This is a genomic window from Nonomuraea rosea, assembly GCF_039539705.1.
GTDB classification, from domain to species: Bacteria; Actinomycetota; Actinomycetes; order Streptosporangiales; family Streptosporangiaceae; genus Nonomuraea; species Nonomuraea rosea.
Map to the genome: position 1 here is coordinate 215750 of NZ_BAABDQ010000004.1, position 17857 is coordinate 233606.

A 17857-nucleotide genomic window follows, 5' to 3' on the forward strand; every position below is an offset into this window, starting at 1 on the left:
CCAGCCCATGTCAACGGTCGAGTGCGTGTGGGTCTGGCTCACTTTTCGTGATCAGTAGCCGTGCAGGACACGAATGCGGAGAAGGTCGGCGTTGGCTCGCCCATACATGATCCGTTTGATCATCTTGATGCGGTTCACGTTGCCTTCCACCGTCCCGGAGCTGTAGGGCAGGGTGAGCCCGGCTTTGACCGCCGCCCAGTCACGGCGCAGCCCGGTGACGAAGTCGCGCAGTTCCCGTGCGGGGCTGGTATCCGCTCGCGTTGCCCAGCCTTCCAGGTCCTGCTCGCCGCGACGGTGCACGAGCATCTCGGCGAATTGGCGAGTCAGCTCGGTGACCGAGGCGAGTTCCGGGCAGCGGGCGGTGATCTGTTCGAGCGTAGCCAGGTCTTCGGCGGCCACCTTGCTGGGTGACTGGACGATCCAGCCGGTGACCTCCCGGACCTTGGGCGCGGCAGGCGTTGCGGGTTTGACGGTCGCCGTGCGCAGTGTGGCGGTGAGGCGACGAAGGGTGCGTGCGCTGCCCAGGTAGCCGCGTTCGCGCAGCTCGGCCAGGAGCTGATCGGTGCTGCGGCAGCCCTGTTCCCAGCGTTGGTGCAGGTAGGGAAGGTAGGCGTCGAGGAGTGTCCGGCGTGGTGCGCGCTCGTCGCTGATGAGCTCCTCGGCGTCGGCTGCGGTGGCGTAGCGGCGCACGGTCTTGCGAGACAGCCGCAACTCACGGCTGATCTGGGTGATGGTCATCCCTTGAGCGCGGGCCTGGTGGACCTCAGCGTGCCGTGACCTGGTCCGGGCTGCCGAGGCTCCTTCCTCGCGAACCGGCTCCAGCGCGGCGGCAGGAGCTTCGATGACCTCGGGCGTGGCCGGCTCGCGCAGGTGCGCGCGATGCCGGGACACCGCCCGCTGGACCACGCCGGACAGGTTATGGAGCAAATGCCAGCGATCAGCCACCTGCACAGCCAGCGGCGCGCCGCGCTGCGCGCCTTCGGCATAGCAGCCGGCCCGGTCCCGGCAGATCACCTCGACGCCGCGATGAGCCTTCAGCCAGGCAGCGAAGGAGTCCGCCGACCGATCCGGCAACACCTCGACCACATGGCCGCCCTCCACATCGACCAGCACTGTTCCGTAGGTGTGGCCCTTGCGCCAGGCGAACTCATCGACCCCAGCACCCGCGGGGTCGCCAGCTGCGGATCCGGCAGGCTCCGCAACAGCCGCAGCAGCGTCGAGCGACCCACCGCACAGGCCAGGCGGGCGCTATGACGGGCACCGGGACGACCGCCCAGAGCCAGCGCCACCGTCCGCAGCATGGGCAGCAGCCCGGCCGCGCGCCGGCCGTGCCTGCTGGTCAGACCGGGCACCTGCTCGGCGAAGGTCTTCTTGTCGCAGGCGGTGTTGTCGCAGAAGAAGCGGCGCACCCGCACCTGGAGCAATACCTCCTGCCCGGCCACCGGCAGATCCGCCAGGCACCGCTCATAGCGGCTATGCACCCGCACCGACGCACATCCACACGCCGGACAAGCGCTCTTCGGCCCTGTCGTCGAGGCCTTCACCCGCACGGTCGCGCCCACCCGGTACACCCGCTCGACACGAACGGCGGCCAGGTGCGGAAACACGACCGCCAACAGCTCCATGATCGACACAGAGCAGCGTCCCGACACCGGCACCAGCTTGCACCCGGCTCAACACAATCGTGATCATGAAAGTACGGCCGATCACGGAAAGTGGGCCAGACCCACCTCAAACCCGGCCACCTGCGGCTACTTTTGCACGGCCACGGACAGAGGACAACCAGGACCCCACCTCATCCAGGAACTGGCAACTGTCACAGTCACGAGCGCTGATCGAACCTCGCGGCGGTGTGATCGTCGCGGAGTTCTTCGACATCGACAAATCACGATCCATCCCGCCGCAGCGGAGACCTGAAGCCGCGGCCCTTCTCAACGAGCTTCGCAATCCCAAACCGGGGATTCGATGCCGTTGTGGTGGGCGAGCCTCAACGGGCCTTCTACGGCAACCAGTTCGGCAACACCTTCGAGCTCTTCAACCACTACGGAGTGCCGTTGTGGGTACCCGAGGTCGGTGGGGCGATCGACCCGACCAACGAAGCGCACGAGCTGATCATGCTGATGTTCGGCGGGATCAGTAAGGGCGAACGCAACCGCATCAAGATGCGCGTCCGCACCACCATGGAAGCGCAGGCGAAGATCGAAGGACGCTTCCTGGGCGGACGCCCGCCGTACGGCTACCGCCTGATGGACGCGGGACCTCACCCCAACCCCAGCAAGGCAGCCGATGGCAAGCGCCTGCACCGCCTGGAGCCCGACCCGCTGACGGCGTCAAACGTGGCACGGATCTTCGATGAGTTCGTTCAGGGGCAGGGGCTCTACCTGATTGCCGAGGGGCTGACCAGGGAGGGCGTCCCGCGCCCTTACGTCCTACGCCACCTGCTCCACTGTGGGGTGTGCGAGCGGCGCATGGAAGGCACCTGGAACAACGGCCGTGCTAACTACCGGTGCAAGTTCCCCACCGAGTACGCCTTGGCGAACCGGATCGAGCATCCTCGCACCGTCTATGTCAGAGAGGACCACATCCTCGCCGAGCTGGACCCGTGGATCGGTCAGGTCTTCGACCCGGCCGCCCTGGAACAGACCGTCCAGGCGCTCATGGACGCCCAGAGCAACGAGATGGACCTCATCGCCATAGAGGCGGCCACAAAGACGATCGACGACTGCGACCAGCGGATGACCCGTTACAGGGCGACCCTGGACGCGGGAGGCGATCCGCAGGAGGTCGGCAAGTGGATGGCCGAAACCCGAGCCGAGCGGATGCAGGCCGAAGGGCGGCTACGCGCGATCAACAGGAAGCGCGAGATCACAGAGAAGGAGATCCAAGAGATGATCCCGACGATGGCCGAACTCCCCAAGATCCTTCGGAAGGCCGACCCGACGGACCGGAACGATCTCTACATGCAAATGGGCCTCCACCTCGTCTATGACCCCTCGATGAGGGTTGTCACAGTCGAGGCGAGGCCCCGCATGTACCAGAGTGCGTGTCCGAGGGGGGACTTGAACCCCCATGCCCATCACTGGGCACTAGCACCTCAAGCTAGCGCGTCTGCCTATTCCGCCACCCGGACTTGGTGCCTGCACGTGAGACCGTCATCCCGCGTCGGCTCAGTAAGGTTAGCAAACTCTGAGGGGTGCGTCATACCAAGAATCCACGTCCCCTCTTCCGATCCCTCCGGAGGCCCGAAATGGGCGCGGCAGGGGCTCCCGATGGGGCTTCCGTGACGTCTCCGAGAGGGCATTGCGGCAGTTGAGGTGGGTTTGGGCGGCGGGGTCTTGGCCAATTTCTGGGTCTCAGGTGAAAAGCCCTTGCGGCAACCTTGAGTGCTGTTACGGTTACGGATCGTTGAGGGGTGAGTCCACGGACCGGCCTCATGACATGAGGCCGGTTCTGGAGCGTGGGAGGTCGCGTGGTGCGCAAGACGGTGCAGCAGCCGAGGGCTATGGCCCTTGCTGCGTGCCGTCCGCCCGCGGCCGCCCAGGAACAGGACGCGAGCACCGATCGGGCGCGCCGGATGGCGCGGTTCGCGGCCGGTGCCCGTCGGCTCGTTGTGCGAGCAGCCGCCACAGGCGCCCTGGTGGCCGCCGGATGGCTGCTTGCTTTCCTGTTCGGCATGCTCACCGCCGCACCTGCGGCCGCGGATTCCACCGTGGTTACAGGAGCGACCGCGCCGACCGCGGATCCCACCGCGGCGACGCCTACGACCGCGGATTCCACTGCGGCCACAGGAGCGGGCACGGGAGCGGTCACAGCAGCCGGCGTAGCAGCCGGCACACCCCGGTCCCACGACCTGACCGGTCAGGAGCTCTCGGCGTCGGACAACGCCGAGGCGATGGCTGGGCGCACGGTCGACGGGCTCAACAGCCAGCGGGATCCTGGCCTGCCAGCACCATCCACTGCCGGGAAGATCCTGGACACCAACGGTTTGGTGCCCAACGGCGGTGGCAGCGGCCCCTTCGGGCCTGCTTCTGGGGATGTCGCGAGGTCTGTGTTCGACCCGCGGCTCCCGGTCCGGCGCGCCATCCTGGCGTCCGTACCGGCCCCCGTCGTCCGCACAGCGGCGGACGACCCCTCTTTCTCACCTGACTGATCCCGCCCAGGACACCGGCCGGCGCTCTCACGAGCCGCCGGGTCCCTCGAGCGACGAGCGGCGGAGCGCGGCAAGCATCCCCTCCGCCGGTGGGTGAAACAACGTCAGTTCAGCTGGTTCGCGAACGATCCCGTGGTCTCCGCTGTGCGCGTGACCGCGCCTGGCTTCGGGCTGCCCGCGAACCGTTCAGGTATCCCCCCAAGAACCACTAGGAGCATTCATCATGCGTACGTGGGCAAAGGCATCGACCCCCGCGGCCCTTCTCGCGGTCGCCGTCATGTCGTTCGGCGGCAGCGGCACCGCGCTGGCCGACACCTCGGGCAACGCGTCCGTCGGCGGCGGCAACCAGGTTGACCTGCCGATCTCGCTCCCCATCGACATCAGCGGCAACTCCGTCGCCGCGGCCGGCACCTCCGAGGCCACCTCGCAGGGCGGCGCCGAGGTCGTGAACAACCGTAGGGGCGGCATCCCCAACAGGACCTCCGGCAACGCGAGCGTGCTCGGCGGCAACCAGGTCAACGCGCCGATCAGCGCGCCGATCAACGCCTGTGGCAACGCCGTCTCCCTGTTCGGCAAGTCCGACGCCGGCTGCAAGGGCGGGTCCACCGTCCGTACGCAGGGCAAGGGCGGCGCGGGCGGCAACCGTACCTCTGGGAACGCGAGCGTCCTCGGCGGCAACCAGATCACCGCGCCGATCTCGGCCCCGCTGAACGCCTGCGGCAACGCGGTGGCGATCTTCGGCGACGCGACGGCGGGCTGCAAGGGCGGCTCCAGTGTCTACAACACCGGCGTGGGCGCGGGCGGCAACCGTACCGGCGGCGACGCGAGTGTGCTCGGCGGCAACCAGGTCATCGCCCCGATCAGCGCACCGGCGAACATCTGCGGCAACGCCGTCGCGGTCTTCGGGCGGGCGTTCGCGGGCTGCAAGGGCGGCTCGACCGTCACCAACGACGGGCCGGGACACGGCTACCAGAGCCGTCACATGGCCGCGGGATCGACCGGCAACGACACTGACGGGCGGTTCGGAGCGGGCAGCGGCAACCAGGTCGTCGCGCCGATCAGCCTGCCGGTGGACGCTTGCGGCAACGCCGTGGGCAACGCCTCGGCCGGCTGCACGGGCGGCGCCAAGGTCGAGAACTCCGGCGGCGGGTCAGGGGCCGGCGGCAACACCACTTCCGGCACGGCCGGGGTGCTCAGCGGCAACCAGGCGGTGGCGCCGATCACCGCGCCGATCAACATCTGCGGTAACGCGGCCGCCGTGCTCGGGCACGCGTTCGCGGGCTGCAAGGGCGGCGCCCACGTCAAGAACGGCGGGCGTGGCGCGGGTGGCAACACCACCTCGGGAGCCGCCGGCGTGCTGAGCGGCAACCAGGCGGTGGCGCCGATCACCGCGCCGATCAACATCTGCGGCAACGCCGCCGCCGTGCTGGGCGCGTCCCAGGCCCACTGCAAGGGCGGCGCGGGCGTCTGGCCGCAGCACGGTGTGGGCGCGGGCGGCAACCGTACGTCCGGCAGGGCCGGGGTGCTCGCGGGCAACCAGATCGTCGCGCCGATCACCGCTCCGGTCAACGTCTGCGGCAACGCCGTGGCCGTCCTGGGCGACGCCGCGGCCGGGTGCCTCGGCGGGGCGAACGTCGGCAGGCCCGGTTTCGAGCGGCCCTCCGCCTTCGACCGCTTCTCCGGCACCGCGCACGCCTCCGCCGCCAAGAGCGGCATGCTGCCCGCGCTGCCCGCCGTGCCGGTCCTGGGCGGCCTGCAGGACGTCGGTGGCGTCACCCAGCAGCTCCAGGGCACGAACCTGAGCACGCTGCCCGTGGTCGGCGACACCTCGGCCTCGCTGCCGGTGGTCAAGGAGGCCACCACCGCGCTGCCCGGGATCGAGGGCGCCTCGACCTCGCTGCCCGCCGTCGAGGGCGCCTCCACGGCGCTGCCCGCGGTGCGTGACGCCGCCGGTGCGGTGCCGCTGGTCCAGGACGCCTCCACGGCGTTCGGCCTGCCGCAGCTGCCCGAGCTGCCGGGCCTGCCCGGCCAGGCGCAGATCCCGGCCCAGCCGAAGAAGAGCGCCCAGTCCGCGCCGGCCCCCAAGGGTGACGGCGCCGGGCGGCGTGCCCGCCCGTCGGGCCCGGTCTCCGCGCTCGACCCCGCGACCTCGCTGGTCTCCTCCACCCCGGTCGGCGGCGCGGTGACCTCCGCCACCCACAGCCTGCCCGTCGGGGACATCGGCCTGATGAGCGCCGCCCAGCCGGCCGGTGTCACCGGGATGAACTCGGGCTCGGTGCTCGCCCTCCTGGTCGGCTCGCTGCTGGCCGCCTCGGCGACCCTGTTCGGGACGGCCCGCCGGGTCCGGTTCGGCCGCAAGTAGTCCGCCCCGCCGGATCCGATCCGGCCGGCGGCTCGCCTCACCGGTCTCCGGTTCGGCTGCGAGCAGACGGCCCCGCGGGTTCCGGTTCGGTCGGAAGTAAGGGAAACAGGTAGCACCAAAACCAAGTACGGCTACTGCTCACAGCCCGTGAGCAGTCAGCGATAGACGCTTTGCCCGTTCCGGGGGCGCGGCCCGGGGCGGGCAAAGCCATGTCCGCGTTCAGAGCGTACGTCGAACCCGCATGACCTTGCGGCGGAGCCGTACGTGCCGGCTCCCGTCCGGATGCACGCGGACGCGCGCCAGCTCCCACTGCCCGTACTCTGCGTGTTCGGTCAGCAGTTGACGTGCTGCTTCGCGAGTGAGGTCGCGTGGAATGAAGATATCCATGTAGGAGTAGTCGAGCACAACGATTAGTCTCCAGGGTGAGTCAGGGCGCCATGCCGCTCGATGGGCCTTATTCTGCGTGCTTGCGGGTGGACCCGGAAGCGAGTGGGTAGCCCGGGGGAAGGAAATTTCCGCGAGTCGGGTTACCTTTCAGTCTGTGCCGACTCCCGGCAGGGGGATTTGCAAGCGAACAGCGAGGTAGGAAGCAGCGTGCCAGCCAAGAACGGCAGCGCCGGCGGAACACGCCTGGTGATCGTCGAGTCGCCCGCCAAGGCGAAGACGATTGCCGGGTACCTCGGGCGCGGCTACATCGTCGAATCGAGCATCGGCCATATCCGCGATCTGCCGGAGAGGGCCGACGACATCCCTGAGAAGTTCAAGGGGGCGCCATGGGCGCGTCTGGGTGTCAATGTCGAGCACGAGTTCGAGCCGCTGTACGTCGTCAACGCCGACAAGAGGTCGCAGGTCAACAAGCTGCGACAACTGTTGAAGGACGCTGACGAGCTCTATCTGGCCACTGACGAGGACCGCGAGGGCGAGGCCATCGCCTGGCACCTGCGTGAGGTGCTCAAGCCCAAGGTCCCCGTGCACCGCATGGTGTTCCACGAGATCACCCCGCAGGCCATCCGCGACGCCGTGTCCAACCCGCGCGATCTCAACCTGCGCCTGGTGGACGCCCAGGAGACCAGGCGCATCCTCGACCGCCTCTACGGCTACGAGGTCAGCCCGGTCCTGTGGAAGAAGGTCAAGCCCCGTCTGTCCGCCGGCCGCGTTCAGTCGGTGGCGACCAGGCTGGTGGTGGAGCGCGAACGGGAGCGCATGGCGTTCACGTCCGCCCACTACTGGGACCTGCAGGCGCTCTTCGACACCAACAAGGCCGAAGAGCGGCCACGCGACTTCACGGGGACGCTGACGCAGGTCGACGGCAGGCGGGTGGCGCAGGGGCGCGACTTCGCCAGCACCGGCCAGCTCAAGAACGCCGACGTGCTCCACCTGTCCGAGGCCGCCGCCGGCGAGCTGGCGGGCCGGTTGCAGGGGGCGTCGTTCGCGGTCAAGTCCGTGGAGCGCAAGCCGTACACGCGTAAGCCGTACGCGCCGTTCCGGACGACCACATTGCAGCAGGAGGCCAGCCGTAAGCTGGGGTACTCCGCGAAGTACACGATGCAGGTCGCGCAGCGGCTCTACGAGAACGGCTTCATCACCTACATGCGTACCGACAGCATCACGCTGTCGGAGACGGCGGTCGCGGCCGCGCGGTCACAGGCGATCAAGCTGTACGGCGCCGCGTACGTGCCGGACAAGCCGCGCGTCTACACCAGCAAGGTCAAGAGCGCGCAGGAGGCGCACGAGGCGATCCGGCCATCCGGCGAGGAGTTCCGCACGCCGGGCGAGACCGGGCTGTCCGGCGACATGTTCCGCCTTTACGAGCTGATCTGGCAGCGTACGGTGTCCTCGCAGATGAAGGACGCGGTCGGCGAGTCGGTCACCGTGAAGGTGGGCGGCAGGTCGGCGTCGGGCGAGGACGTCGAGTTCAGCGCCTCCGGCCGGACGATCACGTTCTACGGATTCCTCAAGGCCTACGTCGAGGGGGCCGACGACCCGTCGACCGACCGTGACGACTCCGAGAAGCGGCTGCCGAACCTGGCCGAGGGCGACGCGCTGAGCTTGTCGCGCCTCGACGTGGCCGGCCACTCGACCAAGCCGCCCGCCCGCTACACCGAGGCGTCGCTGGTCAAGGAGCTGGAGGATCGCGAGATCGGGCGGCCTTCGACGTACGCCTCGATCATCGGGACCATCCTCGACCGCGGCTATGTGTTCAAGAAGGGCACGGCGCTGGTGCCGTCGTTCCTGGCGTTCGCCGTGGTCAACCTGCTTGAGCAGCATTTCGGCAACCTGGTCGACTACGACTTCACCGCCGAGATGGAGAAGGTGCTCGACGACATCGCCAACGACCGTGCGGAGCGGGTGCCCGAGCTGCAGCGCTTCTACTACGGCGCCGACGGTGACGAGGGCCTGAAGGAGATGGTCACCGACCTCGACGACATCGACGCCAAGGAGATCAGCTCGTTCTCCATCAGGGACACGGACATCATCCTGCGGGTCGGGCGATACGGCCCCTACCTGGACAGAGACGGCGCACGGGTCAACGTGCCCGAGGACATGACGCCCGACGAGCTGACGGGGGAGAAGGCCGAGGAGCTGTTCTCGCGGCCGACGGGCGACCGGGAGCTGGGGCGCGACCCGGCGAACGGGCACATGATCGTGGCCAAGGACGGCCGGTACGGGCCTTATGTGACGGAGATCCTGCCTGAGCCGCCGGAGGAGGAGACTCCCAAGCGGCGGACGAAGAAGGCCGATGCGCTGAAGCCGCGTACGAGCTCGCTGTTCAAGACGATGTCGCTCGACACGATCACGCTGGACGACGCGCTCAAGCTGCTCACCATCCCCAGGGCCGTCGGCGAGCTGGACGGCGAGGAGGTCGTGGCGCACAACGGGAAGTTCGGCCCGTACCTGAAGAAGGGCACCGACTCGCGTTCGCTGTCGTCGGAAGAAGACCTGCTGACGGTCACGATCGACCAGGCCAAGGAGCTGTTCGCGCAGCCCAAGCAGCGTGGCCGGCGCGCCGCGGCGGCGGCGCCGCTGCGCGAGCTGGGCGACGATCCCGTCTCCAAGAAGCCCGTGGTGGTGAAGGAGGGGCGGTTCGGGCCCTACGTGACCGACGGGGAGACGAACGCCTCGCTGCGCAAGGACGACACGGTGGAGGAGATCACGATCGAGCGGGCGGCCGAGCTGCTGGCCGAGCGTCGTGAGCGGGCTCCAGCGCCGAAGAAGACCACGCGGAAGGCTCCGGCGAAAAAGGCACCCGCGAAGAAGCCGGCGGCCAAATCCTAAGTAGCATCGTTTATGTGTTCGTCTTGATCTTCGTGGCCGGGGTGCTGCTGGCGCATTTCTACCTGTGGCACCGGCTGGTCCGCCAGACCACCGGCCCTGGGCGGTTACGCAAGTCGCTGACCTGGGGCCTGGCCGGTCTGCTCGCGGTGCTCGTGACGACGTTCGCAGGCACGCGGATGGGGCTGGAGAGCTGGGTGGCCTGGCCGGGCTACATCTGGCTGGCGGTGATGTTCTACCTGGTCGTCATCCTCGCTGTGCTGGAGATTCCGCGGGCGGTGGTGGCGGCGTTCCTGCGCCGGGCCGGGCGTCGTGAGCGGGCGCCGGAGGCGGCGCCCGAGCCGGTCGCGGTGCTGGCGGGCACGGCCGGTTTGGAAGAGGCCGCTTCCGTGGAGGCGGCTTTCGTGGGGGCTGGTGCCGCTTCCGGCGGTATGAGCAGGCGGCTCTTCCTCGGGCGGGCCACCGCCGCCGTCGCGGGCGTGAGTGCGCTGGGCACGGTCGGGTACGGCATGTCGAGCGCGCTCGGCGACCCCGTGATCGAACGGGTCAAGGTCGCGCTGCCGAAGCTGGATTCGCGGCTCAGCGGCCTGCGGTTCGCCGTGGTGAGCGACATCCACCTGGGGCCGCTGACGGGGATCGGGCACACCGAGCGGATCGTCCGCATGATCAACGGGCTCGAAGCCGATGTGGTGGCGATCGTGGGCGACCTGGTCGACGGGTCGGTGGCTCAGCTCGGTGCGCTGGCCAAGCCCTTGAAGAGCCTTGAGTCCCGTTACGGGGCCTTTTTCGTCACAGGCAATCACGAATACTTCGCGCCGGAAGGTCCGGGCGAGTGGGTCGAGGAGCTCGGGGAGCTCGGTGTCCGCTCGTTGCGAAACGAACGCGTGGAGATCCGGCACCAGGGCGCGGTGCTCGACCTGGCCGGGGTGAACGACGTGGGCGGCACCTCCGTCGGGGACGGCCCCGATTTCACCAAGGCTCTCGGCGGGCGTGACGCGGGCCAGTCCACTGTGCTGCTCGCGCACCAGCCGATCCAGGTTTCCGAGGCCGCGCGCCATGGGGTCGACCTGCAGTTGTCCGGCCACACGCACGGCGGGCAGATCGCGCCGTTCAACCTGGTGGTGGGGTTGCAGCAGCCGGTGGTGTCGGGTCTGGCGACGATCGACGGCGTGCAGGTCTACGTGTCCAGGGGCGCCGGGTTCTGGGGGCCGCCGGTGCGCGTCGGGGCGCCGCCGGAGATCACGATGCTGGAGCTGCACAGCTGACTTTCCGCGATCCGGTAGTCACGCCGTGCCATCCTGGCGTAGTATCCAACCGGATACCCTTCGGAGGTGCAGCATGGTCTCTTCGCCGGTGGAGGAGGCGCTTCGGCACGAGGTCGCCTTCTGGGCCAAACGCGGCGGGCTGCTGTTCAAGCAGGCCAGACATGCCGCGAGCCTCAATCAGAAGGCGCTGGCCGACGTCAGCGGCACGTCCCGGACGACGCTGTCGGCCTATGAGCACGGCAGGAAGTCGCCGACGCTGGAGACCGCGGGCCGCATTCTCGACGCCGCCGGGTTCCGGCTGGCGCTGGAGGCGAAGATCGAGTTCGCCGCCGAGGTGGGCGCGGACGGCCGGACGTTCCACGTGCCGAGCCGACTGCCACGATTGCCGGTCGCCGCCGCGCTGGGCGTGCTGCGGCTGGGTGAGCGGGTCTTCGATCTGGCCGACAGGGACGAGCGGCGGGCGGCCTACGTCGCCCTGCTGAGCGAGGGGAGCCCGCAGGAGCTGCTCGGCCATGTGGACGGGGTGCTGCTCGTGGAGCTCTGGGACGAGCTCATTCTGCCGCCGGACATCCGTGCCGGATGGTGGCCTTTGGTGGAAGAGGCCCGACATGAGGCCGGAGTTGTGAATTGATGATGTTTTTGGGGGCCTATTCGAGGTGTGTAACCTGCGCACCAGCCCTCGATCGTAATACCCTCAGCCACGAGCAGCCGGGAATATCCGGCTCATGTCTTGTCTACCCGCTTCCGGCCAACACCTGGATACGCTGAAATCATGACTGCCCCTGGCCGACGCCGCCCTACTCACGTGCTGGCCAATGCGCCGTTCCGACGGCTTTGGACGGCCATGTCGGTGTGCAGCTTGGGTGACTGGCTCAACATCCTGGCCGTGACCGCGCTCGCCGCAAATCTCACCCAGGGCGACTACCGTGTGCAGTCGCTGGCCGTGGGCGGCGTCTTCGTCGCCAAGATGCTGCCCGCCGTCCTGCTCGGGCCGCTCGCCGGGGTGTTCGCCGACCGGTTCGACCGGCGGCTGACGATGTTCGGGGCGGACCTGGCCAGGTTCGCGGTCGTGCTGTCGATCGTGTTCGTGCACAGCTACCAGTGGCTGATCGTGGCGACCATCCTGGTCGAGTGCGTCAACCTGTTCTGGGTCCCGGCCAAGGACGCCACGGTGCCCAACCTGGTGCCCAAGGAGCAGCTGGAGTCGGCCAACCAGCTCAACCTGCTGGTCACCTACGGCACCGCGCCGATCGCGGCGGCGCTGTTCGCGGCGCTGTCCGTGGTGGGCGACGTGGCGACGAGCATGGTGCCGTTTCTGTCCGGCCGGGACGCCACGGGGCTGGCGCTGATCGTCAACGCCTGCGCCTATCTCGTCTCGGCCTTCCTTATCTTCACCCTGCGCGACATCCCCAAGCGGGACGGCGCGATCTCGACGCCCTCGGTGCTCAAGCAGATCGTCGAGGGCTGGAAATACGTGGGCGGCAACCGGCTGGTGCGCGGCCTGATCATCGGCATGCTCGGGGCGTTCGCCGCGGGCGGGGCCGTGGTGGGCGTCGCCAAGGTCTACGTGGTGGCGCTCGGCGGCGGCGACGCGGCCTACGGCGTGGTGTTCGGCGCGGTCTTCGTCGGCATGGCGCTGGGCATGTTCTTCGGGCTCAGGCTGCTGCGTCAGCTCTCCAGGCGGCGGCTGTTCGGGCTGGCGATCACGGTGGCGGGGCTGGTGCTCGCCGCGATCGCGCTCGTGCACAACCTGGTCATCGTGGTCATGCTGACCGTGGTGCTGGGGGCGTGCGCGGGGATCGCGTGGATCATCGGCTACACCCTGATCGGGCTGGAGGTCGAGGACGCGCTGCGCGGCCGCACGTTCTCCTTCCTGCAGTCCACCGCCCGCGTCACGCTGCTGCTCGTGGTCGCCGTGGCCAACCCGCTGGCGGCCATCTTCGGGGTGCACGAGCTGGGGCTGGGCGAGTTCGCCTACCGGTTCGACGGGACCAACCTGGTGCTGCTGATCGGCGGGGTGCTCGCGACGGCCGTCGGCATCCTGGCCCTGCGGCACATGGACGACAGGAAGGGCGTGCCCCTCTCCGCCGATCTGCTCGCCGCGGTGCGCGGCGAGCGCTTCCCCACGGAGGCGGCCGAGCACGTGCCCGGGCTGTTCGTGGCGTTCGAGGGCGGCGAGGGGTCCGGCAAGACGACCCAGTCGCGGCTGATCGCCATCTGGCTGCGCGACCAGGGGTTCGACGTCGTGCAGACGCGCGAGCCCGGCTCCACGAAGGTCGGCATGCGGCTGCGGGCGATCCTGCTCGACGCGGCCGAGCGCGGGCTGTCGGCGCGGTCAGAGGCGCTGCTCTACGCGGCCGATCGGGCCGAGCATGTGGAGAAGGTCATCAGGCCCGCCCTCTACCGGGGCTCGCTCGTGATCACCGACCGCTATGTCGACTCCTCCCTGGCCTACCAGGGGGCGGGCCGGGCGCTCGACCCCGAGGACGTCTCCAAGATCAACGCTTGGGCGACGGGCGGACTGGTGCCGCACCTGACCGTGCTCATCGACACGCCGCCCGAGGTGGGGCTGACCCGGCTGGGCGGGGCGGCAGACCGGATCGAGGCCGAGCCGCTGGACTTCCACCAGCGGGTGCGCAAGGAGTTCCGCGCGCTGGCGGCGGCTGCGCCGGAGCGTTATCTCGTGGTGGACGGCACGCTGTCGACCAATGTGATCACCCGGCAGATCCAGGACCGGATCCACGAGATCCTGCCGGACCCGGTGCCCAGGGAGTCGGAGGACGTCACGGGCACGATGCCGGCGATCCGCGACTAGGACCTCGCCGTCTGCGGGGTGGGGCTTCGTGGGTACGGCGCTGGCTCTGGGCGGGTGGGGCTTCGTGGGTACGGCGTTCGCCATCCGCGGCTAGCCTTACCTGTGTGACAGTTTTCGATGACCTCGTCGGGCAGGCGCAGGCGACAGCCGTGCTGTCGCGGGCCGCGGCGGCGGCCGGTGAGGTCGTCAAGGGCGGGCGGGGCACGGGCATGACGCATGCCTGGCTGTTCACCGGCCCGCCGGGCTCCGGGCGCGAAGAAGCCGCACGCGCGTTCGCCGCCTCGCTGATGTGCCCCGACGGCGGTTGCGGTCACTGCGACCAGTGCCATCAGGTGCTCATCGGATCCCATCCCGACCTGGAGGCCGTACGTCCTCAGGGCCTGTCCTACAGCGTCAAGCAGACCAGGGAGCTCATCCTGCGGGCGGCCGGGGCGCCTACGCAGGGGCGGTGGCGGGTCATCCTGTTCGAGGACGCCGACCGCGCCACGGAATCAGCCGCGAACGCCCTGCTCAAGGCCATCGAGGAGCCGCCGCCCCGTACGGTGTGGCTGCTCTGCGCGCCCGCCCCGGACGACCTGATGATCACCATCAGGTCACGCTGCCGCGTGGTCAACCTGACCAACCCCGGCACGGAGGCCGTCGCGCACGTGCTGGCCACCAGGGACAACGTGCCGTGGGAGACGGCCACGTTCGCCGCGCGAGCGGCCCAGGGGCACGTCAGCAGGGCGCGGGCGCTGGCCCTGGACGAGGACGTCAGGCGGCGGCGCGAGGCCGTGCTGAGCATCCCACGCTCGCTGACCGGGGTCGGGGAGTGCGTCTTCGCCGCCGAACGGCTGGTGAAGACGGCGGAGGAGGAGGCCGCCGCCGCCACGGCCCTGCTGAACGAGAGCGAGACGTCGGATCTGCGCAAGCTGTACGGCGAGGGGTCCACCGGCAAGGGGCTCAACCGGGGGCTCGTGCGCGGTGGGGCGGGTGCCCTGAAGGAGCTGGAGGACCGGCAGAAGTCGCGGGCCACCCGGATCAAGCGGGACTCGCTGGACTCGGCGTTGCTGGAGCTGGTGTCGTTCTATCGGGATGTGCTGGCCATGCAGTTCGGGGCCGGGGTGGAGCTGGCGAACGACGATATTCGCTTCGATCTCGATCAACTGGCCAGGGCTTCCACACCGGAGGAAACGGTGCGGCGGATCGATGCGATCATGCAGTGCAGGGAACGGCTCGGGGCGAACGTCAATCCGCAGATCGCGGTCGAGGCGATGATGCTCGCGCTGCGTCCCTGACCCGACGCCGGGGTGCGGCGCGGTACGGAGTCCTGAACAGGGTGGTCGAAGGCGTGCGCGGAGCTCGGGGATTATGGCGCGTGGCGTTGGCGGTGCTCGCCTCGGTGGTGGTGGCGGGCGCTGGGCTGCCTGCTCCGGTGGGTGCCGGAGCGGCTGGGCCGGGGCCGGCGGTGAGCGATCAGTGGGAGATCGCTGTCTTCCTGTGCACGCCGTCCTCGCCGGACTGCCGTAAGCGGGGTGCCACGGAGAAGCAGAAGCGGGCGGTCCGGACGATCCTGGAGGGTCTGCCTGAGGTGACGGCTGTGCGGTTCGTCGATCGGGCCACCGCGTACGCGAGCTTCCGCCAGGACTTCGCCGGGAAGAAGACGCTGCTGGCGAAGGTACGGGCCAAGGACGTGCCGGAGTCGTTCCACGTGCAGGTGACGCAGGGAGCGGACCGGGGCCGGGTGCGGGTCGCGGTGGCCCGGCGACCGGGGGTGGGCACCGTCGTCGATCAGGCGGAGATGCACGCCTTGGAGCAGGACGAACTGGCGTCGCCGGACGTCGGCGTCTATCTATGTACGAAGGTTTCGGCCATGCCGGCCTGCGGGTCCGGTCGTGGCGCGGCGAACGGCAAGAAGACGACGTCCAAGGAGAAGAAGGCGGTCGTCGCGGCGATCAAGGGCACGCCCGGGGTGGAGTCGTACTCCTTCGTGGATCAGACCACGGCGTACCAGAACTTCGTCGAGACCTTCGCCGACCACGAGTCACTGGTCGCGGTCACCAAAGTTTCGGACATACCGGAGTTGTACTCGCTGACGATGCGGTCTGAGGCCGACTGGGGCGCGGCGGCCCGTCGGCTGGAGCGGTTGTCCGGGGTGAGCACGGTGTACAACGCGCGATGTTTCCAGACGACGGTCAAGCTGACCGGGGAATACGGGCTTTCCCACGCCGACCCTGAGAACACGGTGTGCTGAGCTGACCGGATAGAGAGCTCGCTGCCCTCCTGTGGGCTTCGGCGGCGCAGGGTGGGGCGGGCGGCGGAAGATATCCGGGTGACTGAAGCAGCAGATGAGGCTGCGAAGCGTCTCTGTTATGTGGAAGCCGAACTACTCACCCAACAAGAGGCCCTGGCGCGGCAGCGGGTCGATGTGGCGTCGATCTTCGCCGAGCATCATGTGGGCCTCGTCCGGCTGGCCCTGATCATGGTCGGTGATCAGGCGACCGCCGAAGACGTCGTGCAGGACGCGTTCGCGCGCACGCACGCCGGGCGGGCCAGGCTGCGCGATATCGACAAGGCGCTGGCCTACGTGCGTTCGGCGGTGCTCAACGGGTGCCGGTCGGTGTTGCGCAGGCGGGCGACGGTGTTCCGGCGGGTGGTGCCGTACGAGCCGCCTGTCTGGTCGGCGGAGAGCGCCGCGCTGCTGGGCGAGGAGCGCCGGGAGGTGCTGCTCGCACTGCGGCGGCTGCCGCGCAGGCAACGCGAGGCGCTGACGCTGCGCTACTACTTCGATCTCACCGATCAGGAGATCGCCGACACCATGAGGATCAGCGCCGGCACGGCCAGATCCACGATGGCGCGAGGGATCGCCGCCCTCGGCCGAGCACTTGGGGAGGATTCATGAACAGCCCGGTGGAAGAAAGACTGCGTGAGGCTCTCGCCGAGGCCGGAGCATCGATCGACACCAGCACGCTCAGACCGTTGCAGGCGCGGCGGCGCCGGCCCCGGGTGGATCTCCGGCTGGTGGCCGTGGCAGCGGTCGTGGCCATCGCGGGGGCGACGACGGCCGTGGTGCTGGGCGGGCCGGGCGACGAAGACCGTGCGGTGGCGACGAACGTGGAGCCGGTCCGCGACGACCAGGCGGAGGTGATCGTCTTCCTGTGCACCAAGTCGGAGCCGCCGTGCCAGGAGCGAGCCACCCCTGAGCAGGTGAAGACGGTCGAGCAGACCGTCAAGCGGTTGCCGGGAGTCGAGGAGGTGTTCTTCGATTCCCAGGCCACCGCTTACGACGACTTCCGGAAGACTTACGCGAGCAACAAGGCGTTGCTGGATGCCGTACGGGTCACCGACATGTCCCCGTCGTTCAGATTGAAGCTCTCCCAGGGAGCCGACCGGAATGAGATATCGCGCCGGCTGCAGGGCGTGCTCGGTATCCAGACGGTCAGCGATCTCTCTCAGCCGACCACCGCCGACCTGCCTGAGGTGGAGCCGAAGGTCTCGGTCTTCCTGTGCGCGCCGTCGTCTGCGATGCCTGCTTGTGGCGCCAAGCGGACCGACGATGCGGCGAGTGGTGTGAACGAGGTGGCGAAGGGAGGAAAGGGGGTGACGGGCGCGCAGAAGGAGGACCTCGCCCGGCTGATCGAGTCGATGCCCGAAGTAGAGTCGTTCGTCTTCGAGGATCAAGCGACGGCTTACGCGAACTTCAAGCGCTCCTTCGCCGCCAGCAACAAAGCGCTGGTCGAGGCGACCAAGGTCGAGGACATGCCCGAGTCGTTCAGGCTGACCATGAAGCCGGATGCGCGGTGGGAGAAGGCTGTCAGCAAGCTGAGACGGCAGCCCGGGGTCGGCCAGGTCAGCTACCTCTCGACGTCGTGCATCACGAAACAGAGCCGGCTGCGCGGGCAGTATCTGATCCAGCAGCCCGAGGAGAAGGTGTGCTCCAGCGCCGGCTGATGTGCCGGGCTCTGACCGAACTGCCGTGCCTGCACCCCTCACGGTCGGCGGGCGGACACACG

The 17857-nt window shown here is 69.0% G+C and carries 14 protein-coding genes, 1 tRNA gene and 1 pseudogene; 11 read left to right on the forward strand and 5 right to left on the reverse strand.

Features of this window, described 5'->3' with window-relative positions; translation table 11 throughout:
- Nucleotides 1-51 precede the first annotated feature (51 nt).
- The 3 genes from ABEA43_RS11990 to ABEA43_RS12000 form a co-directional block, all read right to left on the reverse strand.
- The gene (locus tag ABEA43_RS11990) at nucleotides 52-1113 is read right to left on the reverse strand and encodes an ISL3 family transposase (protein ID WP_345561139.1); all 1062 of its coding nucleotides are present in this window, start codon (nucleotides 1111-1113) and stop codon (nucleotides 52-54) included.
- The gene (locus tag ABEA43_RS11995; RefSeq protein WP_345561733.1) at nucleotides 1035-1625 is read right to left on the reverse strand and encodes a transposase family protein; all 591 of its coding nucleotides are present in this window, start codon (nucleotides 1623-1625) and stop codon (nucleotides 1035-1037) included. Before ABEA43_RS11995 ends, ABEA43_RS11990 begins: the two co-directional genes overlap by 79 nt.
- A 306-nt stretch (nucleotides 1626-1931) precedes the next feature.
- Nucleotides 1932-2303 (reverse strand): hypothetical protein, encoded by a 372-nt coding sequence (locus ABEA43_RS12000; protein ID WP_345561141.1) that lies wholly within the window; start codon nucleotides 2301-2303, stop codon nucleotides 1932-1934.
- On the opposite strand from ABEA43_RS12000, the pseudogene ABEA43_RS68165 reads away from it, so the two are divergent.
- Nucleotides 2247-2576, forward strand: a pseudogene (locus tag ABEA43_RS68165) (recombinase zinc ribbon domain-containing protein); the annotation flags it as partial. The gene ABEA43_RS12000 and the pseudogene ABEA43_RS68165 overlap by 57 nt on opposite strands.
- A 468-nt stretch (nucleotides 2577-3044) precedes the next feature.
- On the opposite strand, the gene ABEA43_RS12005 reads toward ABEA43_RS68165, so the two are convergent.
- Nucleotides 3045-3130: transfer RNA gene (locus ABEA43_RS12005), tRNA-Leu, on the reverse strand.
- A gap of 339 nt (nucleotides 3131-3469) precedes the next feature.
- Between ABEA43_RS12005 and ABEA43_RS12010 the strand changes: the two genes are divergently transcribed.
- A complete protein-coding gene (locus ABEA43_RS12010) occupies nucleotides 3470-4150 on the forward strand; it encodes a hypothetical protein (RefSeq protein ID WP_345561142.1) in 681 nt (226 codons plus the stop codon).
- 223 nt (nucleotides 4151-4373) lie between these two features.
- Nucleotides 4374-6512, forward strand: coding sequence for a chaplin family protein (locus ABEA43_RS12015; protein ID WP_345561144.1), 2139 nt, complete (start codon nucleotides 4374-4376; stop codon nucleotides 6510-6512).
- A 219-nt stretch (nucleotides 6513-6731) separates the two neighbouring features.
- Here ABEA43_RS12015 and ABEA43_RS12020 read toward each other — a convergent pair whose 3' ends face one another.
- Nucleotides 6732-6917 carry a DUF5703 family protein gene (locus ABEA43_RS12020; RefSeq protein ID WP_090772450.1) on the reverse strand — a complete coding sequence of 62 codons (186 nt, stop codon included), beginning with the start codon at nucleotides 6915-6917 and terminating at the stop codon, nucleotides 6732-6734.
- A gap of 189 nt (nucleotides 6918-7106) precedes the next feature.
- Between ABEA43_RS12020 and topA the strand changes: the two genes are divergently transcribed.
- The 8 genes from topA to ABEA43_RS12060 all read left to right on the forward strand — a co-directional run bounded on the left by topA (nucleotide 7107) and on the right by ABEA43_RS12060 (nucleotide 17795).
- Complete coding sequence (gene topA, locus ABEA43_RS12025; protein ID WP_345561148.1) at nucleotides 7107-9788, forward strand: type I DNA topoisomerase; 2682 nt, start codon at nucleotides 7107-7109, stop codon at nucleotides 9786-9788.
- 14 nt (nucleotides 9789-9802) lie between these two features.
- Nucleotides 9803-11050 (forward strand): metallophosphoesterase, encoded by a 1248-nt coding sequence (locus ABEA43_RS12030; RefSeq protein ID WP_345561150.1) that lies wholly within the window; start codon nucleotides 9803-9805, stop codon nucleotides 11048-11050.
- Nucleotides 11051-11123: 73 nt separating this feature from the next.
- Nucleotides 11124-11681, forward strand: coding sequence for a helix-turn-helix transcriptional regulator (locus tag ABEA43_RS12035; protein WP_345561152.1), 558 nt, complete (start codon nucleotides 11124-11126; stop codon nucleotides 11679-11681).
- Nucleotides 11682-11822: 141 nt separating this feature from the next.
- On the forward strand, nucleotides 11823-13865 hold the full coding sequence (gene tmk / locus ABEA43_RS12040) for a dTMP kinase (protein WP_345561153.1): 2043 nt from the start codon (nucleotides 11823-11825) through the stop codon (nucleotides 13863-13865).
- A 104-nt stretch (nucleotides 13866-13969) separates the two neighbouring features.
- Nucleotides 13970-15142 (forward strand): DNA polymerase III subunit delta', encoded by a 1173-nt coding sequence (locus ABEA43_RS12045; protein ID WP_345561155.1) that lies wholly within the window; start codon nucleotides 13970-13972, stop codon nucleotides 15140-15142.
- Between the two features lie 80 nt (nucleotides 15143-15222).
- On the forward strand, nucleotides 15223-16098 hold the full coding sequence (locus tag ABEA43_RS12050) for a permease-like cell division protein FtsX (protein ID WP_345561157.1): 876 nt from the start codon (nucleotides 15223-15225) through the stop codon (nucleotides 16096-16098).
- 120 nt (nucleotides 16099-16218) lie between these two features.
- Nucleotides 16219-16746 (forward strand): sigma-70 family RNA polymerase sigma factor, encoded by a 528-nt coding sequence (locus ABEA43_RS12055; protein WP_345561159.1) that lies wholly within the window; start codon nucleotides 16219-16221, stop codon nucleotides 16744-16746.
- A complete protein-coding gene (locus ABEA43_RS12060; RefSeq protein WP_345561161.1) occupies nucleotides 16743-17795 on the forward strand; it encodes a permease-like cell division protein FtsX in 1053 nt (350 codons plus the stop codon). The genes ABEA43_RS12055 and ABEA43_RS12060 overlap by 4 nt, the downstream gene beginning before the upstream one ends.
- Nucleotides 17796-17857: the final 62 nt, after the last annotated feature.

Coding starts and splice junctions, on each gene's coding strand:
- ABEA43_RS12015 (WP_345561144.1), top strand. CDS start 4,374: ATGCGTACGTGGGCAAAGGCATCGACCCCCGCGGCCCTTCTCGCGGTC.
- ABEA43_RS12035 (WP_345561152.1), top strand. CDS start 11,124: ATGGTCTCTTCGCCGGTGGAGGAGGCGCTTCGGCACGAGGTCGCCTTC.
- ABEA43_RS11995 (WP_345561733.1), bottom strand. CDS start 1,625: ATGGAGCTGTTGGCGGTCGTGTTTCCGCACCTGGCCGCCGTTCGTGTC.
- ABEA43_RS12060 (WP_345561161.1), top strand. CDS start 16,743: ATGAACAGCCCGGTGGAAGAAAGACTGCGTGAGGCTCTCGCCGAGGCC.
- tmk (WP_345561153.1), top strand. CDS start 11,823: ATGACTGCCCCTGGCCGACGCCGCCCTACTCACGTGCTGGCCAATGCG.